The sequence below is a fragment of the Kitasatospora sp. NPDC048296 genome, assembly GCF_043201815.1.
GTDB lineage: Bacteria > Actinomycetota > Actinomycetes > Streptomycetales > Streptomycetaceae > Kitasatospora.
This window is the reverse complement of sequence record NZ_JBICZB010000049.1, coordinates 39,262-61,826: the sequence shown is the minus strand read 5'-3', so window position 1 is coordinate 61,826 and position 22,565 is coordinate 39,262. Positions and strand designations below refer to the sequence as shown.

Genomic DNA, 22,565 nt, shown 5'->3' with positions numbered 1-22,565 from the left:
TCGACTTTCTTCGCCGATCGTTGATCTACAGGTGTCCCGTTGCCTCGTTCAAGCCCCCTTGACCTGCGCACTCACGCCATAACGCAGCGGCGTTGTCGGGATCTTGATCGACAGCTCACGGGGGAGCGCATGGCGCAGGGCTATCCGCCGCCGCAGTACCCGCAGAACGGCTACGGGCAGCCGCCGCAGGAGTACGGCTACGGCCAGAACCCGTACGCGCAGCAGCCGCAGCCGTACGGCCAGAACCCGTACCCGCCGCACGGCCGGCCCGCCCCGCAGCCGTTCCGGTACCAGCCCCGGCCGGTGTACACCCCCGATGAGGTCCCCGCGCCGCCGGAGACCAGCAACTGGCGGCGCTTCCCCGCCATCCTCATCGACTGTCTGGTCGCCGTCGGCCCCGCCTTCGCCGTCGCCGACCAGGCGGGCAACCCCGGCAGGAACGGCGCCCCGGCCAGCGTGCCGTGGATCGTCGCGCTGGTGGCCACCGGCCTGGTGCTCTCCTTCGTCAACCAGGTGCTGCTCGCCCGCCGCACCGGCTTCAGCGTCGGCAAGGGCGTCATGGCGCTGCGGGTGATCCGCCCCAAGCACGTCATGCGCCCCGACACCTGGCGGCTGACCCGGCGCTGGCTGCTCGGCTTCGTCTTCCTGCTGTTCACTTGGCTGGCCGAGGAGTTCGAGGGCGCGGGGGACATCGTCGGGGTGCGGACCGTCCGCTGGAAGCACCTGCGGGAGTATCAGCAGGCGGTCGCGCGGCTCAGCTAGGCTGCGCCCGTACGGCCCGTGAAACCGTGATCCACGACGAACCCGAGGAGAAACCGATGGCCGGCGAGCCGCAGCCCGACTGCCTGTTCTGCAAGATCGTGGCGGGCGAGATCCCGGCGACCGTGGTGCGCAAGACCGAGCGCACCCTCGCCTTCCGCGACATCGCCCCCAAGGCCCCCGTGCACGTCCTGGTCATCCCGCACGTCCACTACCCGAACGCCGCCGCGCTGGCCGCCGCCGAGCCGGAGATCGCCGGCGAACTGCTCGCCGAGGCGGGCGCGGTGGCCACGGACGAGGGCCTCGCGGACTACCGGCTGATCTTCAACACCGGTGCGGGCGCCGGGCAGACGATCTTCCACGCCCACGTCCACGTGCTGGGCGGCAAGAGCATGACCGAGAGCATGGTCTGACCTACGTGTCCCAGCGCGAACTCGTCGTCCTCGGCACCGCCAGCCAGGTGCCCACCCGGCACCGCAACCACAACGGCTACCTGCTCCGCTGGGACGGCGAGGGCCTGCTCTTCGACCCCGGCGAGGGCACCCAGCGGCAGATGCTGCACGCCGGGGTCTCGGCCACCCAGATCACCCGGATCGCCGTGACCCACTTCCACGGCGACCACTGCCTGGGCCTCGCCGGGGTGATCCAGCGGATCAACCTTGACCGCGTCCCGCACCCGGTGGACGTCTACTTCCCGGCGTCCGGCGAGGTCTACTTCGAGCGGCTGCGGCATGCCACCGCCTACCACGAGACGGCCGTGCTGCGGCCCCGGCCGATCGACGAGCCGGGCCCGCTGCCCGCCCCCGGCGCCCGCTTCGCGCTGGACGCGATCCGCCTCGACCACCCCGTGGAGTCCTTCGGCTACCGGTTGTCCGAGCCGGACGGCCGCCGCCTGGTGCCCGAACGGCTCGCCGAGCTCGGCGTCTTCGGCCCGGCGGTGGGCCGGCTGCAGCACGAGGGCGCGATCGAGGTGGACGGCCGCACCGTCACCCTGGACCAGGTCAGCGAGCCCAGGCCCGGCCAGAAGTTCGCCTTCGTGATGGACACCCGGCTCTGCGACGGTGTGTACCGGCTCGCCGAGGGCGCCGACCTGCTGGTGGTCGAGGCCACCTTCACCGACGCCGACGCCCACCTCGCCGAGGACCACGGCCACCTCACCGCCGGTCAGGCCGCCAAGGCCGCCGCCGAGGCGGGGGTGCGCACCCTGGTGCTGACCCACTTCTCCCAGCGCTACCCGGACCTCGGCCAGCACCTGGCCGACGCCCGCAAGCACTTCGACGGGGAGCTGGTGCTGGCCGCCGACCTCGCCCGGGTGCCCGTTCCGGCCCGCCGCCACCCGTGAACGGTGCGCGGCCCATCGGAAAAGCGGTCGCGTCGTTCCCCGATCTGCCGCAGCATCGTGCGGGTGCGGCCCCGCCGCCCGCCGCAGCGATCACGCTCGCGGCGTACCCTGGTGCCCCGGAGAGACCGAGCGGCACACGACACCACGGATGGGATGAGGCAGGCCCCAGCGCCGACCTATGAGTGACACATCGCAGACCCGTACCGACGGACAGTCGCGCCCCGAACCGGCCGACGACGGCCGCGTGAGCGCCCGGATCGTCATCCCCGAGAAGCACCCGATGGTCACCCTGCTCGGCACGGCGGATTCGCTGCTGCGCGTGATCGAGCAGGGCTTCCCCGCCGCCGACATCCACGTCCGCGGCAACGAGGTGACCGCCACCGGGGCCCGCGCCGAGGTCGCCCTCGTGCAGAAGCTCTTCAGCGAGATGATGCTGGTGCTGCGCACCGGCCAGCCCCTGACGGAGGACGCCGTGGAGCGTTCGATCGCCATGCTCCGCAGCCAGGAACAGGACCCGGACTCCCCGGCCCCGTCGCAGGTGTTCACCGCGAACATCCTGTCCAACCGTGGCCGCACGATCCGCCCCAAGACCCTCAACCAGCAGCGCTACGTCGACGCGATCGACAAGCACACCATCACCTTCGGCCTCGGCCCGGCCGGCACCGGCAAGACCTACCTGGCGATGGCCAAGGCCGTCCAGGCCCTGCAGGCCAAGGAGGTCAACCGGATCATCCTGACCCGTCCGGCGGTCGAGGCGGGCGAGCGGCTGGGCTTCCTGCCCGGCACCCTCTACGAGAAGATCGACCCGTACCTGCGCCCGCTGTACGACGCGCTGCACGACATGATCGACCCGGACTCGATCCCACGCCTGATGGCGTCCGGCACCATCGAGGTCGCCCCGCTCGCGTACATGCGCGGCCGGACCCTCAACGACGCCTTCATCATCCTCGACGAGGCCCAGAACACCTCGCCCGAGCAGATCAAGATGTTCCTCACCCGCCTCGGGTTCAACTCCCGGGTGGTGGTCACCGGCGACACCACCCAGATCGACCTCCCGAGTGGCACCCGTAGCGGTCTCAAGGTCGTCCAGGAGATCCTGGCCGACGTGCCGGACATCCACTTCTCCGTCCTCACCAGCACCGACGTGGTCCGCCACAAGCTGGTCGGCCGGATCGTGGACGCCTACGAGCGCTGGGACGCCCAGCAGGAGGCCGAGGACAACGCCCCGGTCGCCCGCAAGCCCGCCCAGCGGCGCCTCGGTAAGACGACCGCGGCGCGCGCACCCCGACAGTCCCATCGCACCGAAAGCTGAGCACACAGCCCGTCATGTCGATCGACATCGCCAACGAGTCCGGCTGGGACGCCGATGAGGAAGCCATCCTCGACGTCGCCCGCTTCGCCCTGGACAAGATGCGGATCCACCCGCAGTCCGAACTGTCCGTGATCCTGGTGGACGGTGCGGCGATGGAGGAGCTGCACATCCAGTGGATGGACCTGCCCGGTCCGACCGACGTGATGTCGTTCCCGATGGACGAGCTGCGTCCCGGCAAGGAGGGCGAGGAGCTGCCGCAGGGCCTGCTCGGCGACATCGTGCTCTGCCCCGAGGTCGCCGAGCAGCAGGGCAAGGCGGCCCCCTCCAAGCACTCGATGGACGAGGAGCTGCAGCTGCTCACCGTCCACGGGGTGCTGCACGTCCTCGGCTACGACCACGAGGAGACGGAGGAAGAGGAGGAGATGTTCGCCCTCCAGAAGCGCATCCTGGACGACTGGCGGGCGGGCCGCGGTCTCGGCGGCATCTCGCCGGCCCCCACCACCCACTGAGCGCGGAGCCCGAACCCCTGTGAGTGGTGAGAGTACGAGCTTCATCCTCGGCGCCGTGGCGCTGGTCGTGCTCGGCTGGTTGGCCGCGTGCGCCGAGGCGGGCATCTCCCGGGTCTCCCGGTTCCGGGCGGAGGAGGCGGTGCGGAACGGGCGGCGCGGCTCCGCGCGGCTGCTGACCGTCGCCTCCGACCCGATCCGCTACCTCAACCTGGCGACCCTGATCCGGGTGGCCAGCGAGATGGCGGCGGCCGTCCTGGTCACCGCGGTGTGCGTGCGCAACCTCCACCCGACCTGGCAGGCCGTGCTGCTGGCCTTCGGCGTGATGGTGCTGGTGTCCTTCGTCGCGGTGGGCGTCTCGCCGCGCACGATCGGGCGCCAGCACCCGATCTCCACCACGACCGCGGCCTCCTTCGTACTGCTGCCGCTGGCCGCGGTGCTCGGCCCGATCCCGCGGCTGCTGATCCTGCTCGGCAACGCGCTGACCCCGGGCAAGGGTTACCGGGAGGGCCCGTTCGCCTCCGAGGCGGAGCTGCGGGCCCTGGTCGACCTCGCCGAGAAGGACGACCTGATCGAGGACGAGGAGCGCCGGATGGTGCACTCGGTCTTCGAGCTGGGCGACACCATCGTGCGTGAGGTGATGGTGCCGCGCACCGACCTGGTGATGATCGAGCGGCACAAGACCGTCCGACAGGCGCTCACCCTGGCGCTGCGCTCGGGCTTCTCGCGGATCCCGGTGGTCGGCGACAACGAGGACGACGTGGTCGGCATCGTCTACCTCAAGGACCTGGTGCGCCGCACCCACATCAACCGCGAGGCGGAGGCCGAGGAGGTCGGCGCGGTGATGCGCCCGGCCGTCTTCGTGCCGGACTCCAAGCCGGCCGGCGACCTGCTGCGCGAGATGCAGCAGCGCCGCTCGCACGTCGCGATCGTGATCGACGAGTACGGCGGCACGGCCGGCCTGGTCACCATCGAGGACATCCTGGAGGAGATCGTCGGCGAGATCACCGACGAGTACGACCGGGAGATCGCGCCGATCGAGGACCTCGGCGACGGCTCGTACCGGATCACCGCCCGCCTGCTGGTGGAGGACCTGGGCGAGTTGTTCGGCATCGAGCTGGAGGACGAGGACGTCGAGACCGTCGGCGGTCTGCTGGCCAAGCACCTCGGCCGGGTGCCGATCCCCGGTTCCTCCTGCGAGATCCCGCTGCCCGAGCCGGAGGAGACCGGGCTGACCGGGATCCTGCTGACCGCCGAGTCCTCGGCGGGCCGGCGCAACCGGATCGGCTCGATGGTCGCCTCGCCCGTGCGCGGGACGGCCGGGGCCGAGGACGCCGCGGGCGAGTAGCGGGTCGGGGGCCGCCGAGCGACCATGGAGGGCATGACGCACAAACTCCGGGCGGAGTACGGCCCGCAGGGGGCCGCCGGCGGGGTCAAGTCCTGGCACGTGGTGCGGGACGAGGACCTGTCGACGGCGCTCTGCGGCCGCACCATGCCCGACGACGCGGAGACGCGGCCGGAACAGGACTGGGGTACCGGGCTGCGCTGTTGCCAGCAGTGCGGTTCGCTCTACATGCACGAGACACCGCACATGCAGGGGAGCCATCCCTACAGCTAGGCCGAGCCACTCGGCTCTCGGCGAGCTCTGGAGGTCGCCATGAAGCTGCAAGACGAACTGCCGACCGTCGACCGTCGGCTCGCCATGGTGTGGCGGGTCGGGGCGGCACTCGGGGGGATCTTCCTGATCGTGTTCGGGGCCCTGGGGCTGGCTCACCACCCAGGCTTCCTGGACACCCACGGCGACCGGATCGCCGGACTGTCGACCAATGGCGCGCTGAGCATCCTGTCCATCGTGGCGGGCGCGATCCTCGTGGTCGGCGCGATCATCGGCGGGAACTTCGCGTCCAACCTCAACATGGTGGTCGGTCTGCTGTTCGTCCTGTCCGGCTTCTACGGACTGACGGTGCTCGGACGGCCGGAGGCGAACATCCTCAACTTCCGGCTGTCGAACGTGCTGTTCGCGTTCATCTTCGGGGTCGTCGTGACCACCTTCGGGATGTACGGCCGGGTGAGCAGTCACCTGCCGCACGACAACCCGTTCTGGCGCAAGCGGATCGAACGCGAGGAGCCGCAGCCCTCCGGGCCGAAGACCTTCGTCAAGATCATGAACCCCAACCCGGGGCGGACCCACCCGGTCGGCCACTGATGAGGTGACTCGCCCGCGAGCGGGCGGCCTATGCTCGGCGGCATGAGTGACATCGTCGAGCTCGACCCCGAAGACAAGAAGATCATCACCCTGGCCCGCTCGGCCCGCGCCCGCAACGGCGTGGCCGAGGGGGCCGCGGTGCGTGACGAGACCGGCCGCACCTACGTGGCCGGGACGGTCGCGCTGGAGTCGCTGAAGCTGAGCGCCTTGCAGACGGCGGTGGCGATGGCGGTGGCCAGCGGCGCGAAGTCGCTGGAGGCGGCCGCCGTGGTGAGCGAGGCCGAGCAGCCGGCCGAGGCCGACCTGGCCGCCGTACGGGACCTGGGCGGGGCCGGGACGCCGGTGCTGCTGGCCGGTCCGGACGGGACGCTGCGGGTGTCGGCCGAGGCCCGCTGAGGCCCCTCGGCAGCTCGTACCGTGGGCACTGCCCCCATGTGCTCAGCCGATAGTCTCACCGGGGGAGTGGACTCGGTGAGGGGCTGGGGCATGGGGGCGTTGGCGTTCATCGCCGGACTGCTGCTGTTCGTGATGGGGATGGGCAAGTGGCAGGAGACCGACTCGCCGGCCTGGCTCTGGGGCTCGATCGGCTTCCTGGCGCTGCTGGTGGTGTTCTCGCTGATCGGGCGGGGCGACAAGAAGGGCTGAGCGCGGGGTGAGGACCGGCCCTGGACGGCGCGGCTCCGGTGATCAGGGAGAATGGAGCCCATGAATGCCCCTTCCTCCTCGTACCGCTCCGGGTTCGCGTGCTTCGTCGGCCGCCCCAACGCGGGCAAGTCGACCCTGACCAACGCCCTGGTGGGGACGAAGGTCGCGATCACCTCCGACCGCCCGCAGACCACCCGGCACACCGTGCGCGGCATCGTGCACCGCCCGGACGCCCAGCTCGTGCTGGTCGACACCCCCGGTCTGCACAAGCCGCGCACCCTGCTCGGCGAACGCCTCAACGACCTGGTCCGCACCACCTGGGCCGAGGTCGACGTGATCGGCTTCTGCCTGCCCGCCGACCAGAAGATCGGCCCCGGCGACAAGTTCATCGCCAAGGAGATCGCCGGGATCAAGAAGACCCCGAAGGTCGCCATCGTCACCAAGACCGACCTGGTCGACTCCAAGCGCCTGGCCGAGCAGCTCATCGCGGTCCACCAGCTCGGCATCGAGCTGGGCTTCGAGTGGGCCGAGATCATCCCGGTCTCCGCGGTCGGCGACAAGCAGGTCGAGCTGGCCGCCGACCTGCTCACCAAGCTGCTGCCGGAGGGCGACCAGCTCTACCCGGAGGGCGACCTCACCGACGAGCCCGAGCAGATCATGGTCGCCGAGCTGATCCGCGAGGCCGCCCTGGAGGGCGTGCGGGACGAACTGCCGCACTCGCTGGCCGTCGTGGTCGAGGAGATGCTGCCGCGCGAGGGCCGCCCGGCGGACCGCCCGCTGCTGGACATCCACGCCAACGTCTACATCGAGCGGCAGAGCCAGAAGGCGATCGTGATCGGCGCCAAGGGCTCCCGGCTCAAGCACGTCGGCAGCACCGCCCGCAAGCACATCGAGGCGCTGCTCGGCACGCCGGTCTACCTGGACCTGCACGTCAAGGTGGCCAAGGACTGGCAGCGCGACCCCAAGCAGCTGCGCAAGCTCGGCTTCTGACAGGGGAGTTCGGCGCGAACGGGAAGATCGAAGGCCCGTCCGGACGTTGTGCGTCCGGGCGGGCCTTCGCCGTTGTCGGTCCGATACGAAGCGTCAGAAGGGGGACGGCGCAATGAAGTTGCACACCCACGAGTGGGGCGGCGGGGACCGGACGGCCGTGCTGGTGCACGGCATGACGTCCGACCACCGCAGCTGGCTCTGAGCGGCCCTGCCGCCGGTGCTACGCCCCCTCGCGCAGCACCAGCGACACCAGCTCGCGCTGTGAGTCGGTGAGCTTGGGGTCGGCGCAGTACACCGTCCGGCTGTCGACGGTGATCTCGTAGTGGAAGCCGTCCGGCACCCCGTACGAGGGGGCGCGCAGGCCGCCCGCGACGGCCTCGCGGGCGAGTGCGTGGACGTGCGGGGCGTCCACGCGCTCGGCGGTGTCGAGCTCCGCGTGGCGGACGATTCCGGCGAGGCCGCCGGTCCGGGTCACCTGGATGCGCATGGTGTCCATGGTGCTACGCAGGGAAGGCTTTTGCGGCACTTTTCCCGGACCGTGACCTTCGGGGCCCGGTCGGCGGGTCCTTGCCTGATCCGACAAAACCCACCGGACGAGCCCAGGGCCCGTCTCGGCCGTCGGTCAGCCCGCGCTGACCCCCACCTGCGCCCAGGCCGCCGTGACGGTGTCCGCGATCGAGGACTGGTCGGGGTAGCGGGCCTTGGCGGCGGCCACGGTGGCCCGGGCGAAGGCGGTGAAGTCGGCGTCGGTGGGCAGTCGGCGGCCGGTCAGCGCGTCGTACCAGATCCGTCCGGCGCGGTCCCAGGCCTGGCCGCCGAGCGCGGTGGCCAGCAGGTAGAACGCGTGGTTGGGGATGCCGGAGTTGATGTGCACCCCGCCGTTGTCCTCCGAGGTCTGCACGTAGTCCCGCATGTGCGCGGGCTGCGGGTCCTTGCCGAGCCGGGGGTCGTCGTAGGCGGTGCCGGGCGCCTTCATCGAGCGCAGCGCCACGCCCTGGATGCCGGGGGCGAGCAGCCCGGCGCCGATCAACCAGTCGGCGTCGGCGGCGTTCTGGCGCAGCGCGTACTGCTTGACCAGCGAGCCGAAGACGTCGGAGACCGACTCGTTCAGCGCGCCGGGCTGGTCCTGGTACTCCAGGCCGGCGGTGAACTGGGTGACACCGTGGGTGAGTTCGTGGCCGATGACGTCGACGCAGGCGGTGAAGTCGCCGAAGATCTCGCCGTCGCCGTCGCCGAAGACCATCCGCTGGCCGTTCCAGAAGGCGTTGTCGTAGTTCTGGCCGTAGTGCACGCTGGCGTCCAGGCGCAGCCCCTGGCCGTCGATCGAGTCGCGGCCGAAGACGTCGGAGTACAGGGCGAAGGTGTCGCCGAGGCCGTCGTAGGCGTGGTCGACGGAGGTGTCGGTGACCGGGGCCTGGCCCTCGGTGCGCACGGTGCGGCCGGGCAGCCGCTGGCTGTGGCCGGAGTCGGCGATCACCCGGTCGAGGCCCGGGTCGGCGGCGACCGGCGGGGGAGGGCTCAGGCGGGCCGCGCGGTGCGCGGTGTCGAGGGCGAGGGAGCGGACGGCGGGCTCGTGACCGGCCTCGGCGAGGCGGTCCAGGACGTACGGCGGGACGATCGCGCAGATCGGTACCGATGCGGTCATGTGGCCCAGAGTGAGGCCTCGATGACCGGTTGTCACCACCCTTGACATGACCGATCGGCGTCTCAAGGAGTGGAACGGAAGCCCGGATCACTTCGGGGGCGCGCGGCCCTGGGTTACGCTGGGGCATCATGCGCAACGGGCTGCTTCTTCTTAGCTGCCGCGTCGAGGGCCTGTAGTCCACAGGGGCCGGCTCCCTCGCCGCGGGGAACGAGCTGTGCGCGGAAACGGCGATCCGATGACGAATCGCGAGCGGCAGCCGAGGCCGGCCAGTCGGTGTTGATCCCTCCCGACCCGCCCCGCACCACGCATCCACAGGAAGCCGAGAGTCACCTCCATGACCGAGCAGAGCTCCGCCGCGTCCGTCCCCGCCGCTCCCGCCTTCGTCGACCGGCCCACGCCGATCACCGCCGCCTCCGTGCGCCAGCGGCCCTCGGGCATGCGCCACGGGCGTTACCTGCCGTTCGGTACCGTCGACCTGGCGGACCGCAGCTGGCCGAGCAAGGTGATCACCAAGGCGCCGCGCTGGCTCTCCACCGACCTGCGGGACGGCAACCAGGCGCTGATCGACCCGATGTCCCCGGCCCGCAAGCGCAAGATGTTCGACCTGCTGGTGCGGATGGGCTACAAGGAGATCGAGGTCGGCTTCCCGTCCTCCGGCGCCACCGACCACGCCTTCGTGCGGTCGCTGATCGAGGAGGGGGCGATCCCGGAGGACGTCACCATCTCGGTGCTGACCCAGGCCCGCGAGGAGCTGATCGAGAAGACCGTGGAGTCGCTGGTCGGCGCCCCGCGGGCGACCGTCCACCTGTACAACGCGACCGCGCCGCTGTTCCGCCGGGTGGTGTTCCGCAACGACAGGGCGGCCACCAAGGCGATCGCCGTCGACGGCACCCGGCTGGTGATGGAGTACGCGGAGAAGCTGCTGGGCGACGACACCGTCTTCGGCTACCAGTACTCGCCGGAGATCTTCGTGGACACCGAGCTGGACTTCGCGTTGGAGGTCTGCGAGGCGGTGATGGACGTCTGGCAGCCGGGCGAGGGCCGCGAGATCATCCTGAACCTGCCGGCCACCATCGAGCGGGCCACCCCGAACGTGCAGGCCGACCAGTTCGAGTGGATGTCGCGCAACCTGTCCCGCCGCGAGTTCGTCTGTCTGTCGGTGCACCCGCACAACGACCGGGGTACCGCCGTCGCCTCCGCCGAGCTGGCCTACATGGCGGGTGCGGACCGGATCGAGGGCTGTCTGTTCGGGCAGGGCGAGCGGACCGGCAACGTCGACCTGGTGACGCTGGGGATGAACCTGTTCTCGCAGGGCATCGACCCGCAGATCGACTTCTCCGACATCGACGAGGTGCGCCGCACCGCCGAGTACTGCAACCAGATGGAGGTGCACCCGCGCCACCCGTACGCCGGCGACCTGGTGTACACCTCCTTCTCCGGCTCGCACCAGGACGCCATCAAGAAGGGCTTCGACGCCCTGGAGGCGGACGCCAGGGCGGCCGGGGTGCCGGTGGAGGAGCACACCTGGGGCGTGCCGTACCTGCCGATCGACCCGAAGGACGTCGGCCGCACCTACGAGGCGGTCATCCGGGTCAACAGCCAGTCCGGCAAGGGCGGTGTGGCGTACGTCCTGAAGAACGACCACAAGCTGGACCTGCCGCGCCGGATGCAGATCGAGTTCTCCCGGATCATCCAGGCCAAGACCGACGCCGAGGGCGGCGAGGTCACGCCGGCCGAGATCTGGCGGGTCTTCGAGGACGAGTACCTGCCGACCCCGGCCAACCCGTGGGGCCGGCTGTCGCTGGCCGGCTCGCGCACCCTGACCACCGAGGACGGCCGGGACGCGCTGACCGCCGAGGCCGTGGTGGACGGCGCGCCGGTGACCCTGAACGGCACCGGCAACGGCCCGGTCTCGGCCTTCGCGGACGCGCTGGCCCGGATCGGCGTGGACGTACGCGTGCTGGACTACGCCGAGCACGCGCTGAGCGAGGGCGGCGACGCCCAGGCGGCCGCGTACGTGGAGTGCGCGGTGGACGGCAAGGTGCTGTGGGGCGTGGGCATCGACGGCAACACCGTGCTGGCCTCGCTGAAGGCGATGATCAGCGCTGTCAACCGCTCGCGGCGTGGTTAATTCGTACGGGTGGTATGCGAAGGGCCGTCCCGCGGGGCGGCCCTTCGCCGTTCGAGTCGCCCGTTGTGTCCTGCGCCACATTTTTTCGGACCGGAAGCCGTTCGAGGTACTGACACGTGCCGGTAACCATGGCAACATCGATCCACCGGAAAGCCGGGTCGGTGGGACGGCCGCGGTGTCCGGTCGCGTGACCTGCCCATAGTTGTGCAGGCCGCCTGCCATGTCTGGGGAGTGGCGCCGTGACCAGGTTGTGGGGTGTTCGCCCGCGGTGGCGGACCGACGTTCTCGGTGACTTCTTCTGTCCGGGCTGCGGCGGGGACCGCAACTACCGTCGGCAGCACGGTCGGCGGTGGCTGCGGCTGCTGGGGGCCCCGGTGGTCCCGCTCGGGCCGGTGATCGGCAGCGTGCAGTGCACCAGCTGCCACGGTCGGTACGGTGTCGAGGCCCTGGAGCAGCCCACCAGCGTGCGCCTCGGCGGGATGCTGCGGGACGGCCAGTACACCGTCGCGCTGGCCCTGCTCGCGGCCGGCGGCACCGCCCACCGGGCGGCCCGCGAGGCCGCCTGCGCGGCGGTGCGCGAGGCCGGGTTCGAGGACTGCGGCGAGGCCCAGGTGCTGGCCGCGCTCGCCGCGCTGTCCGGGCTCGGCGGCGAACTCTACGACGCCCACGGGATGGCCGGCGGCCTCGCCGTGGAACTGCACGCGGTGCTCGAACCGCTCGCCCCGCACCTGGCCCAGCAGGGCCGTGAGCGGCTGTTGCTGCAGGGCGCCGCGATCGCCCTGGCCGACGGGCGCTACCTGCCGCAGGAGCGGGAGGCGCTGGCCGCGGTCGGGCGCTGCCTGGACCTGCCGCAGTCCGTGGTCACGGAGCTGCTGGAGGCGGCGACCCGGGCGCCGTACGAGAACCTGTAGGGCCTGCCGGCCCCCTTCGAAGACCTTCCGTATCCCCCACAAACGGGCCCGACCCCCCCTCCGGGCCCGCCGTGACCCGCACCGTAGTGGTCCTCCCCCACGGCCCCGGTGCGGGCAACACGGCTGCCCGGCCCCGGGCGCCCCGGCCGCCCCCGCGGCTGGGGGAGAATGGACCGCATGAGTCTTTTCCGGGACGACGGCGTCGTGTTGCGGGCGCAGAAGCTCGGCGAGGCCGATCGGATCATCACCCTGCTGACCCGCCAGCACGGCAAGGTGCGGGCGGTGGCGCGCGGGGTGCGCAAGACCAAGTCCAAGTTCGGCGCCCGCCTGGAGCCGTTCTCGCACGTGGACGTGCAGTTCTTCAGCCGCGGGAGCGAACTGGTCGGGCGCGGGCTGCCGCTGTGCACCCAGGTGGAGACCATCGCCCCGTACGGCGGTTCGATCGTCACCGACTACGGCCGCTACACCGCCGGCACGGCGATGCTGGAGACGGCCGAGCGCTTCGCCGAGAACGAGGGCGAGCCGGCGGTGCAGCAGTACCTGCTGCTGGTGGGCGGGCTGCGCACGCTGGCGGCCGGGCTGCACGAGTCGCACCTGGTGATGGACGCCTTCCTGCTGCGCTCGCTCGCGGTCAACGGGTACGGCGCGAGCTTCACGGACTGCGCCAAGTGCGGCCTGGAGGGGCCGAACCGTTTCTTCTCGCTCCAGGCGGGCGGGGTGCTCTGCCCGGACTGCCGAGTGCCCGGATGTGCCGTACCCTCCCCTGAGACACTGGTACTGCTCGGGGCACTGTTGTCAGGGGACTGGCAGACGGCCGACGCCTGCGAGCCGCGGTACTGGCGGGAGGGCAGCGGCCTGGTCGCGGCCTATCTGCAGTGGCACCTGGAGCGGGGCATCCGCTCGATGAGATACGTGGAGAAGTGAGCACATGGCAGCGCGACGGCTCTTCGGCGGCGGCAAGCAGCGGGACTACGTTCCCCCGACCCCGCACCCCAGCGGCGCACAGCCCCCGAAGCTCCCCGGCGAGCTGGTCCCGAACCACGTCGCCATCGTGATGGACGGCAACGGCCGTTGGGCCAAGGAGCGCGGGCTGCCCCGCACCGAGGGCCACAAGATCGGCGAGTCGGTCGTGCTGGACGTCCTCAAGGGCGCGATCGAGCTCGGCGTCAAGAACATCTCGCTGTACGCGTTCTCCACCGAGAACTGGAAGCGCTCGCCCGACGAGGTGAAGTTCCTGATGAACTTCAACCGGGACGTCATCCGCCGCCGCCGCGACGAGATGGACGCGATGGGCGTGCGGATCCGCTGGGCCGGCCGGATGCCCAAGCTGTGGAAGAGCGTCGTGCAGGAGCTGCAGGTCGCCGAGGAGCAGACCAAGGGCAACGACGCCGTGACGCTCTACATGTGCGTCAACTACGGTGGCCGGGCCGAGCTCGCGGACGCGGCGCAGGCGATCGCGCAGGACGTCGCGGCCGGGAAGCTGGACCCGAAGAAGGTCAACGAGAAGACCCTCGCCAGGTACATGTACCACCCGGACATGCCGGACGTGGACCTGTTCCTGCGTCCCAGCGGTGAGCAGCGCACCTCCAACTTCCTGCTCTGGCAGTCCGCTTACGCCGAGTTCGTGTTCCAGGACGTGCTCTGGCCGGACTTCGACCGCCGCGACCTGTGGCGCGCCTGCGAGCAGTTCGCGATGCGCGACCGCCGCTTCGGCGGGGCGATCCCGAACGAGGTCGCCGGGCAGTCGGGGGTGCCCTCGCAGCGCTGACCGTGCCGGTGTACGGCGAAGGGCCCGCGGGATCGCTCCCGCGGGCCCTTCGCCGTTGTCCGTACGGGCTGCCCCTGTACGGCTGCCGCTAGTCCTTCTTCGCGCACTCCGCGCAGGTGCCGAAGATCTCCAGGGTGTGCGCGATGTCGCTGAACCCGTGCTCGGCGGCGACCGAGTTGGCCCAGCGCTCCACCGCGGGGCCCTCCACCTCGACGGTGGCGCCGCAGTGCCGGCAGACCAGGTGGTGGTGGTGCCCGCTGCTGCACCGACGGTAGACGGCCTCGCCGTCGGCGGTGCGCAGCACGTCCACCTCACCGGCGTCGGCGAGCGACTGGAGCGTGCGGTAGACCGTGGTCAGACCGACGGAGTCCCCGCGGTGCTTGAGCAGGTCGTGGAGCTCCTGCGCGCTGCGGAAGTCCGCGATCTCGTCCAGGGCAGCCGAGACGGCGGCACGCTGCCGGGTCGATCGGGCGCGCGGCGACGGGCCTGCGGTGGTCACCGTGGGTCCTCCTGGGGTCGTGGGCGTCTCGCACCTCATTGTGCCAGTCCGGCCCGCCGCTCCGGAGTGCCCGTGTCGGAGGAAGTCTTTCCCGGGATTTGGCCGGGGATTTGGTCAGGGATTCCGTCCGGGACCCGGCCGGGGATCCGCTCCGGGATGGCGACGTCGCAGACCGTCGGCCCCCGGTCGGCCTCGCCGCGCCGGCGGTGGCGGCGCCGGGCGAGCGGCGCGGCGATCACGCTGAACACCGCGAAGACCGCGATGGCGAGCAGCACGATGGCCGGGCCGGAGGGCACGTTGAGGTGGTAGGAGCCGGTGACGCCGGCCAGCGAGACCACCACGCCGAGTGCGATGGCGGCGGCCTGGGTGGCGGCGAAGGAACGGGTGAGCTGCTGGGCGGCGACCACCGGGACCACCATCAGCGCGCTGACCAGCAGCAGCCCGACCACCCGCATGGCGACCGTGACGGTGACCGCGGCCATCACCGCGAGCAGCAGGTTGAGGGTGCGCACCGGCAGGCCGGTGACCCGGGCGAAGTCCTCGTCCTGGCAGATCGCGAAGAGCTGGCGGCGCAGGCCGACGGTGACCGCGATGACCACCGCGCCGAGCACCGCGATGGCGGCCAGGTCCTCGGGGGCGACGGTGAGGATCGAGCCCCACAGGTAGCTCTCCAGCGAGCCGGCCCCGGCCTGGGCGGAGAGCGAGACGAGCAGCTTGCCGCAGGCCATGCCGCCGTAGAAGAGCATCGCGAGGGCGATGTCGCCGCGCTGGTTGCCGCGCGAGCGGACCAGCTCCATGGTGACCGCGCCGAGCACGCAGACCAGCACGGCCATCCAGACCGGGCTGGTCTGGAAGATGAAGCCGAGGCCGACGCCGGTCATCGCGACGTGGCCCATGCCGTCGCCCATCAGGGCCTGGCGGCGCTGCACCAGGTAGATGCCGACGGCGGGGGCGGTGATCCCGACCAGCACGGCGGCGAGCAGGGCGCGCTGCATGAAGTCGTAGGAGAGCATCTCGGTCATGCGAGCAGCCTCGGCGGGGTGAGGTCGGCGTGCGGGTGGACGTGGTCGTGGCCGGGCAGGGCGTGCAGGCCGGTGTTGGGCACGGGCGGGCCGTCGTGGGCGACGCAGCCGTCCCGCAGCACCACGGCGCGGTCGATCAGCGGCTCCAGCGGCCCGAGTTCGTGCAGGACGAGGAGGACGGCGGCGCCGCGGGCGACCTCGGCGCGCAGGGTGTCGGCCAGCACCTGCTGGCTGGCGGCGTCCACGCCGGCCATCGGCTCGTCCATGATCAGCAGGTCGGGGGTGCCGACCAGGGCGCGGGCGATCAGCACCCGCTGCTGCTGGCCGCCGGACAGGTCGGCCACGCCGTCCCCGGCCCGGTCCAGCATGCCGACGGCGGCCAGCGCGCGGTCCACCGCCTCGCGGTCCTTGCGGCGGAAGGGCAGCAGCCGGTGCTGCGGCAGCCGCCCGGTGGAGACCACCTCGCGCACGGTCGCCGGGACGCCGGAGGCGGCGGTGGTGCGCTGCGGGACGTATCCGATCCGGTGCCAGGCGCGGAAGGAGCCGTACGGGGTGCCGAACAGCTCCAGGGTGCCCTGCTCCAGCGGCACCGAGCCGATCACGGCCTTGACGGTGGTCGACTTGCCGGAGCCGTTGGCGCCGAGCAGGGCGACGACCTCGCCGGGTTGGACGGTGAGGTCGACGCCGCGCAGCACCGGCCGGCCGCCGCGGGCGGCGACGGCGTCACGGAGGCGGACGGCCGGGGGTATCGGGTGGGTCATGGCGCTGCGTCCTGTCAGCTGGTGGCGGCCGGGGTGGTGGCGGGGGCGCCGAGGGCGGCCTGGAGGTTGGCCAGGTTCTGCTTCATGACGGTGAGGTAGTCGTCCTTGGCGGGGTCCTTGACGCCCTCCAGCGGGTCCAGGACGGCGGTCTTGAGGCCGAGGTCCTTGGCGACGGTGTCGGCGAGCTTGGGGCTGACCAGGGTCTCGAAGAAGATCGTGGTGACGCCGTTGTCCTTGGCGGCCTTCTGCACCTCCGCGAGGCGGGCCGGGGTGGGCTCGGACTCCGGGTCGACGCCGTTGATGGCGACCTGGGTGAGGCCGTAGTGGTCGGCGAGGTAGCCGAAGGCGGCGTGGCTGGTGACGAAGGTCTTGGTCTTGACGTCCTTCAGCCCGTTCTTGAAGTCCTGGTCCAGGGCCGTGAGCTTGGTGAGCAGCTCGTCGGTGTTCTTCCTGTAGTCCTCGGCGTGCGAGGGGTCGGCCTTGGCGAACCCGTCGCCGACGCTCTTGGCGATCGCGGCGTAGCGGGCCGGGTCGAGCCAGATGTGCGGGTCGCCGGCCGGGCCCTTGGCCTGCTGGCCGCCTTGCTCGGTGCCCTCGTCGAGGTGGTGGTCGACCAGCGGGCTGGCGGCGGTGGCGTCGATCTTGGCCTTGCCGGAGGACTGGTCGACGGCCTGGTCGACGGTGGGCTGCAGGCCCTTGAGGTAGATGATCGCGTCGGCCTTCTGGACGCTCGCGACCTGCTTGGCGGTGAGCTCCAGGTCGTGCGGCTCCACACCGGGCGCGGTGAGGTCGGTGACCGAGACGTGGTCCTTGCCGATCTGCTGGGCCAGGAACTCCATCGGGTAGAAGGACGCGACGACGTTCAGCTTGCCGTCCGTGCCCTTGGCGCTGCTGCTGCCGCCGCAGGCCGTCAGGACCAGGGAGGCGGTGAGGGCGGTGGCGGCGAGGGCCATGGAGGTGCGGGTCCGGCGTCGAGGCAATCCGATCATCATGACAATCATTCTCATCTCAATTGGAAATGATTGTCAAATCACTCGGACGGGTGAACGTCAGGTGGCGATGGGTGGGGGGTGGTGGACGATACCGATTTGAACCCCGTACCCATATGGCCGGTAACCTGAGGTATTCGGGTACGTGCAACCAGCCGTGCCCTGACCGTGCCGTACGTACTGAAGAGAGCACTGTGGCCGCCGACAAGATCGACACGATCGTCAGCCTGAGCAAGCGCCGTGGCTTCGTCTACCCCTGCAGCGAGATCTACGGCGGCACGCGTGCCGCCTGGGACTACGGACCGCTGGGTGTCGAGCTCAAGGAGAACATCAAGCGCCAGTGGTGGCGTGCGATGGTCCAGGCCCGTGAGGACGTCGTCGGACTCGACTCGTCGGTCATCCTCGCCCGCGAGGTGTGGGAGGCCTCCGGCCACGTCGCCACCTTCAACGACCCGCTGACCGAGTGCCTCTCCTGCCACAAGCGCCACCGGGCCGACCACCTGGAGGAGAAGTACGAGGCCAAGCACGGCTTCCCGCCGCCGAACGGCCTCAAGGACGTCAACTGCCCCGACTGCGGCACCAAGGGCCAGTTCACCGAGCCCAAGGACTTCTCGGGCATGCTGAAGACCCACCTCGGTGTCACCGAGGAGGCCAGCGGCCTGGCCTTCCTGCGCCCCGAGACCGCCCAGGGCATCTTCACCAACTTCAAGGCCGTCCAGACCACTTCGCGCAAGAAGCCGCCGTTCGGCATCGCCCAGACCGGCAAGAGCTTCCGCAACGAGATCACCCCCGGCAACTTCATCTTCCGCACCCGCGAGTTCGAGCAGATGGAGATGGAGTTCTTCGTCAAGCCGGGCGAGGACGACCAGTGGCACGAGTACTGGCTCCAGCAGCGCTGGGACTGGTACGTCGACCTCGGCCTGCGCACCGAGAACATGCGTCTCTTCGAGCACCCGAAGGAGAAGCTGTCCCACTACGCCAAGCGCACGGTGGACATCGAGTACCGCTTCAACTTCGGTGGCAGCGAGTTCTCCGAGCTGGAGGGCGTCGCCAACCGCACCGACTACGACCTGCGGGTGCACAGCGAGGCCTCCGGCCAGGACCTCAAGTACTACGACCAGGAGAGCGGCGAGCGGTACTTCCCGTACGTCATCGAGCCGGCGGCCGGCCTCAACCGCGCCATGCTGGCCTTCCTGATCGACGCCTACTTCGAGGACGAGGCGCCCAACGCCAAGGGTGTCATGGAGAAGCGCGTCGGCATGCGGCTCGACCCGCGCCTGGCCCCGGTCAAGGTCGCCGTCCTGCCGCTGTCCCGCAACGCCGACCTCTCCCCGAAGGCCCGCGGCCTGGCCGCCGACCTGCGCACCGCCTGGAACGTCGAGTTCGACGACGCCGGCGCGATCGGCAAGCGCTACCGCCGCCAGGACGAGATCGGCACGCCGTTCTGCGTGACGGTCGACTTCGACACCCTTGAGGACAACGCGGTGACCGTCCGCGACCGCGACAGCATGTCGCAGGAGCGCGTGTCGCTCGACCAGGTGAAGGCCTACCTGGGCGCGCGCCTCATCGGCTGCTGAGTCCGGCTTTTCGGGAGCCCCCGTTCGCCCCTGGTGGGGCGGGCGGGGGCTCCCTGCTGTTCGGCGGGGCCGGCGGCGGCCCCTGGCGGGCCTCCTCCCCTTGCCGCCGTCCTACCGCCGTCCTTCCGCCGTCCTACCGCCGACCCCAGCGGGAGCGCGGGGCGGTGGGCGGGGCGGTCGGCAGTCCGGCGGTGCGGAGGGCGGCGAGGGTGGTGCGGTGGCGGGTCCCGTCGGCCAGCAGGGCGGCCAGCAGCCGGCCGTAGAGGTCCGGGGTGCCGTCCAGGTCCGCGGCCAGGCGGACCAGTTCGACGGGTGGGCGCAGGGCGGCCAGCTCGTTCAGCAGGAGGGTGGCGAGCGCGGGGGGCAGCTCGGCGGCGAGGGCTGCGAGGTCGGCGGTGGGGCGGCCGGCGGCCTGACGCAGCAGGGTGCGGACGTCGGCGGGGCGGTCGTGCTGCTGGAGGCAGGCGGCGAGGGAGGTCAGCTCGGAGGTCGGGGCGGAGCCCCACTCCCAGAGCAGGGTCGCGGCGTCGGCCTGTTGCCCGGCCCGCTCCAGTGCGGCGAGGAGGCCGGGGACGGCGGCCGCCGGGTAGGCCCAGAAGGCGTGGAACAGTTCGGCGGCCTCCTCCGCCAGCCCCAGTTCGCGCAGCTCGGCCAGCACGGCGACGGCGTGGTCGGGGGCGCCCCGGGCGGCCGTCCGGGCGAGGTGGAGCGAGGCGCCGGTCGGGCCGCGCTGGGAGAGCATGCCGACCAGCAGGGCGGCGTCGGCGGGGGTGAGGCGGGCGGCGGCCTGGTTCAGCAGTTCCTCGGCCTCGGGGGAGGCGCCGGTGCGGTGGAGGGTGGTGATCCGCTCGGTGATGCCGCCGAGGTCGGGCCGGGTGGGCGGTGGAGGCGGTGGTGGGGCCGGCCTCGGCTGGGGCTCCGGTTCCTCCTGGGAATGCTGCCGTTGTCTGAGACGGAGCTCCAATTCCTCCAGCTGGTCGCTGAGTTGGAGGCAGCGGGCGCCCAGGCCCTCGCGCAGGGTGCGAACCTGGGCGAGTTGCCGCAGCAGGTCCCCGTCCGGGCGGTGGCGGCCCGGGGTCGCGCGTATCGCCTCGTTCAGCCGCCGTTCGCGCTGGCTCGCGTAGCGGCTGGCGCGGAGTAACTCGTCCAGTTCCGCGCGGAGTTCGGCGGCCTGTTGCTCACCCTCCAGCGGCTGGCCTGCGGATTCTTCCGTCGACCGCATGCGCATGATCGCCCCAACCTGTCCATCCAGACCCTGACTGCGGGACATCCTGGCGTCGCTATGTGGCGGGGGAGTTAAGAGCGCACGACCAGTCGTGTCCGAGTGGTGTCAAGGAGCGCGCAGAGGGCGGTCGTTGTGAGACGTGCGCCGGTCGCGCTCCGCAGCAGGGCGGTGGCGGTCGGGACCACCGCCGTCCCGTCCAGCAGTGGGACGACCGGCCTCACTGGGCCAGCCGGGCCCGCGCCTCCATCAGCGCGAAGCCGAGCAGGTTCAACCCCCGCCACTCCAGCGGGCGTTCGGCGCGGATGTCGTCCGCGGCGAGCCCGATGCCCCAGATCCGGTCCACCGGGCTGGCCTCGACCAGGACGCGGCCGCCCGTGCCCAGCAGGTAGTCGCGCAGCGCCTCGTCCTGGCTGAACTTCGCGACGTTGCCCTCGACGACCAGCTCGAACCGGCCCGCCGTCCATTCCTGGTCGTCGAAGCCCTTGACCAGCCGGCCCAGCTTCTTGGCCTCGGCGGGCGTGCGGGCCTCCAGGACGCGCTGCTCGATGGCCTCGTCCCCGAACATTCGGGCCTTGCCGGCCATCATCCAGTGCTCGGCGGACGCGTACGTCACCCCGTCGACGGTGAACCGCCCGGGCCACCACTGGCTCAGGCACTCCTGGCGCGTCCCGCCGCCCTTGCGCTGGGTGTGCCCCCAGAACATCACCCACTTGGGCCGTGCCCCGGCGGCCATCAGAGCGGCCAGGTCCGCGCGGTTGCGGACGTCGGCAAGGTCCCCCACGTGCTGCTTGCTCATATCGTCATTCTGACACGAAGTCCCGGCGGGGGCCCACCGGATTTTTGAGTCGGTTCGCCGCCGGGCGACCGCCCCCGGCCATCGACGGCACGCCGATCCTGGACGTGAAGCCCGTTCCGCCCCGGAGCGGCGGGCGCTGAATCACCGGTCACGGCGCCCGGCCGGCCGCCGGGCGCCGCCGCGCTCATCAGCCGGTCGTGGTTCCGCGCTCGGCAGCTGCGACCAACTCCAGGAAGCGCAGGCCGAGTTCGGTGACCTCCTCGGCCGTCCAGTCCTGCGCCGGGCGGTCGAGGCTCACCTCGGCCATGGCGAGGCCGGGGGCGGCGTCGGTCCACTCCGGGACGAACCAGATCCGCTCCTGCTCGGCGAGGGCGAGGACGGCGGCGTTCAGGGCCTTCGCGGGATGGGGCAGCCAGAGCTGGAACTCGTGGGTGGGCGGCGCGGCCGGGTTGAGGCGGGCGCCGGGGAGCGCGGCCAGGGCCGGGATGAGGGTCTTGGCGTGGGCGGCGTAGCCGGGCAGCCGGGGGAGTGCGGTGTCCAGGCCGGAGAGCGCGGCGAGGGCGGCGGGCCACTGCTGGTAGATCTGGCCGCCGTAGCGGTGGCGCCAGGTGCGGGCGTAGGCGGTGAAAGCCTTGTCCCCGGCGAGCGCGGCGCCGCTGATGCCGCCGAGGTCCTTGTAGTAGGACACGTAGACGCTGTCGGCGAGGGCGGCGATCTCGTCGAGCCGCTTGCCGAAGTGGGCGGTGGTGTTCCAGAGGCGGGCGCCGTCGAAGTGCACCCGGGCGCCGGTTTCGCGGGCGGCGGCGACCAGTTCGGTCAGTTCGTCCCAGGTGGGAAGGAGGAAGCCCGGGTCGCGCAGCGGGAGTTCGACCACCAGGGTGCCGAAGGGCTCACCGAGCGCGCGCAGCTCCTCGACGGTCGGCTGGCGCTGCTCGGTGGTGGGCCAGAGGCCGCGCAGGCCGGTGAGCTGGGTGTGGGCGTGGCGCTCGTGCCGCTCGATGTGGGAGAGCGGGTGGAGCGCGACGGCCCGGTTGTTGAGCTGCTCCGCGTGATAGCGCAGGGCGACCTGCTGGGCCATGGTGCCGGTGGGGAAGAAGACCGCGTCCTCCTTGCCCAGAAGGGCGGCGGTGCGCTCTTCGAGCTCCCCGACCGGACCGCCGTTCCCGTAGAAGTCGGGGTAGAGGTCCGGGTCGACGGCGTCGGCGAGGGCGGTGAGCCGCTCGTGGATGGTGGCGGGGCGGCTGCCGGAGAAGAAGCGTGTGCTGCCTCGACGGGCCGCGCGCAGACGGTCCCAGTCGATCTGATCATCGGTCATCCGGCGATTGTCGGACCGGCAGGGAGGTCAGGCCAACGGATTTAAGGAGTGGCGGACCGCCGTCACCCGACAGATCGCGTTCCGGAACTGTCGGGCCGTCCCTCCGCCCGCTCTCCTACCGTGAACCTCGCCAGGCCCCCGAACCGGGGCCCGACGAAGGAGCCCG

25 protein-coding genes and 1 pseudogene are annotated in these 22,565 nt (G+C 71.4%); 17 read left to right on the top strand and 9 right to left on the bottom strand.

Annotated features, from left to right (window positions below; translation table 11 throughout):
* Nucleotides 1-129: 129 nt before the first annotated feature.
* The 12 genes and pseudogenes from ACGF12_RS25800 to ACGF12_RS25745 form a co-directional block, all read left to right on the top strand.
* Nucleotides 130-762, top strand: coding sequence for an RDD family protein (locus ACGF12_RS25800; protein ID WP_393034580.1), 633 nt, complete (start codon nt 130-132; stop codon nt 760-762).
* 56 nt (nt 763-818) lie between these two features.
* On the top strand, nt 819-1,172 hold the full coding sequence (locus ACGF12_RS25795) for a histidine triad nucleotide-binding protein (RefSeq protein ID WP_393034577.1): 354 nt from the start codon (nt 819-821) through the stop codon (nt 1,170-1,172).
* Nucleotides 1,173-1,177: 5 nt separating this feature from the next.
* Entirely contained in the window at nt 1,178-2,101 is a 924-nt protein-coding gene (locus ACGF12_RS25790; protein WP_387624293.1) for a ribonuclease Z, read from the top strand.
* A gap of 280 nt (nt 2,102-2,381) precedes the next feature.
* Complete coding sequence (locus ACGF12_RS25785; protein WP_393034586.1) at nt 2,382-3,413, top strand: PhoH family protein; 1,032 nt, start codon at nt 2,382-2,384, stop codon at nt 3,411-3,413.
* A 14-nt stretch (nt 3,414-3,427) separates the two neighbouring features.
* Nucleotides 3,428-3,922 carry an rRNA maturation RNase YbeY gene (ybeY, locus tag ACGF12_RS25780; RefSeq protein ID WP_393034574.1) on the top strand — a complete coding sequence of 165 codons (495 nt, stop codon included), beginning with the start codon at nt 3,428-3,430 and terminating at the stop codon, nt 3,920-3,922.
* 19 nt (nt 3,923-3,941) lie between these two features.
* Nucleotides 3,942-5,267, top strand: a complete 1,326-nt coding sequence (locus tag ACGF12_RS25775; RefSeq protein WP_393034571.1) for a hemolysin family protein — start codon at nt 3,942-3,944, stop codon at nt 5,265-5,267.
* Nucleotides 5,268-5,300: 33 nt separating this feature from the next.
* Nucleotides 5,301-5,537 carry a hypothetical protein gene (locus ACGF12_RS25770; protein WP_224279450.1) on the top strand — a complete coding sequence of 79 codons (237 nt, stop codon included), beginning with the start codon at nt 5,301-5,303 and terminating at the stop codon, nt 5,535-5,537.
* Nucleotides 5,538-5,576: 39 nt separating this feature from the next.
* Entirely contained in the window at nt 5,577-6,125 is a 549-nt protein-coding gene (locus ACGF12_RS25765) for a DUF4383 domain-containing protein (RefSeq protein WP_393034567.1), read from the top strand.
* A 42-nt stretch (nt 6,126-6,167) separates the two neighbouring features.
* Nucleotides 6,168-6,521 (top strand): cytidine deaminase, encoded by a 354-nt coding sequence (locus tag ACGF12_RS25760; protein ID WP_393034565.1) that lies wholly within the window; start codon nt 6,168-6,170, stop codon nt 6,519-6,521.
* Nucleotides 6,522-6,587: 66 nt separating this feature from the next.
* Nucleotides 6,588-6,770 carry a hypothetical protein gene (locus ACGF12_RS25755; RefSeq protein ID WP_393034562.1) on the top strand — a complete coding sequence of 61 codons (183 nt, stop codon included), beginning with the start codon at nt 6,588-6,590 and terminating at the stop codon, nt 6,768-6,770.
* Between the two features lie 60 nt (nt 6,771-6,830).
* Nucleotides 6,831-7,760, top strand: coding sequence for a GTPase Era (gene era / locus ACGF12_RS25750; RefSeq protein WP_380613746.1), 930 nt, complete (start codon nt 6,831-6,833; stop codon nt 7,758-7,760).
* A 112-nt stretch (nt 7,761-7,872) separates the two neighbouring features.
* Nucleotides 7,873-7,956 (top strand): annotated as a pseudogene (locus tag ACGF12_RS25745) (alpha/beta hydrolase); the annotation flags it as partial.
* Nucleotides 7,957-7,980: 24 nt separating this feature from the next.
* Here ACGF12_RS25745 and ACGF12_RS25740 read toward each other — a convergent pair.
* Both ACGF12_RS25740 and ACGF12_RS25735 read right to left on the bottom strand, forming a co-directional pair.
* Nucleotides 7,981-8,247: a protealysin inhibitor emfourin gene (locus ACGF12_RS25740; RefSeq protein ID WP_380613745.1), complete on the bottom strand. Its 267-nt coding sequence runs from the start codon at nt 8,245-8,247 to the stop codon at nt 7,981-7,983.
* A 135-nt stretch (nt 8,248-8,382) separates the two neighbouring features.
* Nucleotides 8,383-9,405 (bottom strand): M4 family metallopeptidase, encoded by a 1,023-nt coding sequence (locus ACGF12_RS25735; protein WP_393034558.1) that lies wholly within the window; start codon nt 9,403-9,405, stop codon nt 8,383-8,385.
* Nucleotides 9,406-9,739: 334 nt separating this feature from the next.
* Here ACGF12_RS25735 and leuA point away from each other — a divergent pair, with 334 nt between their 5' ends.
* The 4 genes from leuA (at nt 9,740) to ACGF12_RS25715 (ending at nt 14,215) form a co-directional block, all read left to right on the top strand.
* Entirely contained in the window at nt 9,740-11,536 is a 1,797-nt protein-coding gene (leuA, locus tag ACGF12_RS25730) for a 2-isopropylmalate synthase (RefSeq protein ID WP_393034555.1), read from the top strand.
* A gap of 239 nt (nt 11,537-11,775) precedes the next feature.
* Nucleotides 11,776-12,447 (top strand): TerB family tellurite resistance protein, encoded by a 672-nt coding sequence (locus tag ACGF12_RS25725; protein ID WP_393034552.1) that lies wholly within the window; start codon nt 11,776-11,778, stop codon nt 12,445-12,447.
* Nucleotides 12,448-12,624: 177 nt separating this feature from the next.
* Nucleotides 12,625-13,371 (top strand): DNA repair protein RecO, encoded by a 747-nt coding sequence (recO, locus tag ACGF12_RS25720; protein ID WP_393034549.1) that lies wholly within the window; start codon nt 12,625-12,627, stop codon nt 13,369-13,371.
* Nucleotides 13,372-13,375: 4 nt separating this feature from the next.
* Complete coding sequence (locus tag ACGF12_RS25715) at nt 13,376-14,215, top strand: isoprenyl transferase (RefSeq protein WP_393034546.1); 840 nt, start codon at nt 13,376-13,378, stop codon at nt 14,213-14,215.
* Between the two features lie 88 nt (nt 14,216-14,303).
* On the opposite strand, the gene ACGF12_RS25710 is transcribed toward ACGF12_RS25715, so the two are convergent.
* From ACGF12_RS25710 to ACGF12_RS25695, 4 genes are read right to left on the bottom strand one after another with little or no spacing between them, the layout of a single operon-like run.
* Nucleotides 14,304-14,714: a Fur family transcriptional regulator gene (locus ACGF12_RS25710; protein WP_380613739.1), complete on the bottom strand. Its 411-nt coding sequence runs from the start codon at nt 14,712-14,714 to the stop codon at nt 14,304-14,306.
* A gap of 35 nt (nt 14,715-14,749) precedes the next feature.
* Nucleotides 14,750-15,736, bottom strand: coding sequence for a metal ABC transporter permease (locus ACGF12_RS25705; RefSeq protein WP_393034543.1), 987 nt, complete (start codon nt 15,734-15,736; stop codon nt 14,750-14,752).
* A complete protein-coding gene (locus ACGF12_RS25700) occupies nt 15,733-16,497 on the bottom strand; it encodes a metal ABC transporter ATP-binding protein (RefSeq protein ID WP_393034540.1) in 765 nt (254 codons plus the stop codon). Before ACGF12_RS25700 ends, ACGF12_RS25705 begins: the two co-directional genes overlap by 4 nt.
* 14 nt (nt 16,498-16,511) lie before the next feature.
* A complete protein-coding gene (locus ACGF12_RS25695) occupies nt 16,512-17,489 on the bottom strand; it encodes a metal ABC transporter substrate-binding protein (protein WP_393034537.1) in 978 nt (325 codons plus the stop codon).
* A 191-nt stretch (nt 17,490-17,680) separates the two neighbouring features.
* Between ACGF12_RS25695 and ACGF12_RS25690 the strand changes: the two genes are divergently transcribed.
* Nucleotides 17,681-19,063, top strand: a complete 1,383-nt coding sequence (locus ACGF12_RS25690) for a glycine--tRNA ligase (RefSeq protein WP_393034534.1) — start codon at nt 17,681-17,683, stop codon at nt 19,061-19,063.
* Between the two features lie 133 nt (nt 19,064-19,196).
* Here the strand turns inward: ACGF12_RS25690 and ACGF12_RS25685 are convergent, their stop codons facing one another.
* The 3 genes from ACGF12_RS25685 to ACGF12_RS25675 all read right to left on the bottom strand — a co-directional run bounded on the left by ACGF12_RS25685 (nt 19,197) and on the right by ACGF12_RS25675 (nt 22,399).
* The gene (locus ACGF12_RS25685; RefSeq protein WP_393034531.1) at nt 19,197-20,285 is read right to left on the bottom strand and encodes a hypothetical protein; all 1,089 of its coding nucleotides are present in this window, start codon (nt 20,283-20,285) and stop codon (nt 19,197-19,199) included.
* A 220-nt stretch (nt 20,286-20,505) separates the two neighbouring features.
* Nucleotides 20,506-21,084, bottom strand: coding sequence for an NADAR family protein (locus ACGF12_RS25680; RefSeq protein ID WP_393034528.1), 579 nt, complete (start codon nt 21,082-21,084; stop codon nt 20,506-20,508).
* A gap of 187 nt (nt 21,085-21,271) precedes the next feature.
* Nucleotides 21,272-22,399, bottom strand: coding sequence for a threonine aldolase family protein (locus ACGF12_RS25675; protein WP_393034526.1), 1,128 nt, complete (start codon nt 22,397-22,399; stop codon nt 21,272-21,274).
* Nucleotides 22,400-22,565: the final 166 nt, after the last annotated feature.

Excerpts from the sequence above, each read along its gene's own strand:
- ACGF12_RS25800 (WP_393034580.1), top strand. The coding sequence starts at position 130 with ATGGCGCAGGGCTATCCGCCGCCGCAGTACCCGCAGAACGGCTACGGG.
- ACGF12_RS25795 (WP_393034577.1), top strand. The coding sequence starts at position 819 with ATGGCCGGCGAGCCGCAGCCCGACTGCCTGTTCTGCAAGATCGTGGCG.
- ACGF12_RS25785 (WP_393034586.1), top strand. The coding sequence starts at position 2,382 with ATGGTCACCCTGCTCGGCACGGCGGATTCGCTGCTGCGCGTGATCGAG.
- ybeY (WP_393034574.1), top strand. The coding sequence starts at position 3,428 with ATGTCGATCGACATCGCCAACGAGTCCGGCTGGGACGCCGATGAGGAA.
- ACGF12_RS25770 (WP_224279450.1), top strand. The coding sequence starts at position 5,301 with ATGACGCACAAACTCCGGGCGGAGTACGGCCCGCAGGGGGCCGCCGGC.
- ACGF12_RS25765 (WP_393034567.1), top strand. The coding sequence starts at position 5,577 with ATGAAGCTGCAAGACGAACTGCCGACCGTCGACCGTCGGCTCGCCATG.
- ACGF12_RS25760 (WP_393034565.1), top strand. The coding sequence starts at position 6,168 with ATGAGTGACATCGTCGAGCTCGACCCCGAAGACAAGAAGATCATCACC.
- era (WP_380613746.1), top strand. The coding sequence starts at position 6,831 with ATGAATGCCCCTTCCTCCTCGTACCGCTCCGGGTTCGCGTGCTTCGTC.
- ACGF12_RS25740 (WP_380613745.1), bottom strand. The coding sequence starts at position 8,247 with ATGCGCATCCAGGTGACCCGGACCGGCGGCCTCGCCGGAATCGTCCGC.
- ACGF12_RS25735 (WP_393034558.1), bottom strand. The coding sequence starts at position 9,405 with ATGACCGCATCGGTACCGATCTGCGCGATCGTCCCGCCGTACGTCCTG.
- leuA (WP_393034555.1), top strand. The coding sequence starts at position 9,740 with ATGACCGAGCAGAGCTCCGCCGCGTCCGTCCCCGCCGCTCCCGCCTTC.
- recO (WP_393034549.1), top strand. The coding sequence starts at position 12,625 with ATGAGTCTTTTCCGGGACGACGGCGTCGTGTTGCGGGCGCAGAAGCTC.
- ACGF12_RS25715 (WP_393034546.1), top strand. The coding sequence starts at position 13,376 with ATGGCAGCGCGACGGCTCTTCGGCGGCGGCAAGCAGCGGGACTACGTT.
- ACGF12_RS25705 (WP_393034543.1), bottom strand. The coding sequence starts at position 15,736 with ATGACCGAGATGCTCTCCTACGACTTCATGCAGCGCGCCCTGCTCGCC.
- ACGF12_RS25700 (WP_393034540.1), bottom strand. The coding sequence starts at position 16,497 with ATGACCCACCCGATACCCCCGGCCGTCCGCCTCCGTGACGCCGTCGCC.
- ACGF12_RS25695 (WP_393034537.1), bottom strand. The coding sequence starts at position 17,489 with ATGATGATCGGATTGCCTCGACGCCGGACCCGCACCTCCATGGCCCTC.
- ACGF12_RS25685 (WP_393034531.1), bottom strand. The coding sequence starts at position 20,285 with ATGCGGTCGACGGAAGAATCCGCAGGCCAGCCGCTGGAGGGTGAGCAA.
- ACGF12_RS25680 (WP_393034528.1), bottom strand. The coding sequence starts at position 21,084 with ATGAGCAAGCAGCACGTGGGGGACCTTGCCGACGTCCGCAACCGCGCG.
- ACGF12_RS25675 (WP_393034526.1), bottom strand. The coding sequence starts at position 22,399 with ATGACCGATGATCAGATCGACTGGGACCGTCTGCGCGCGGCCCGTCGA.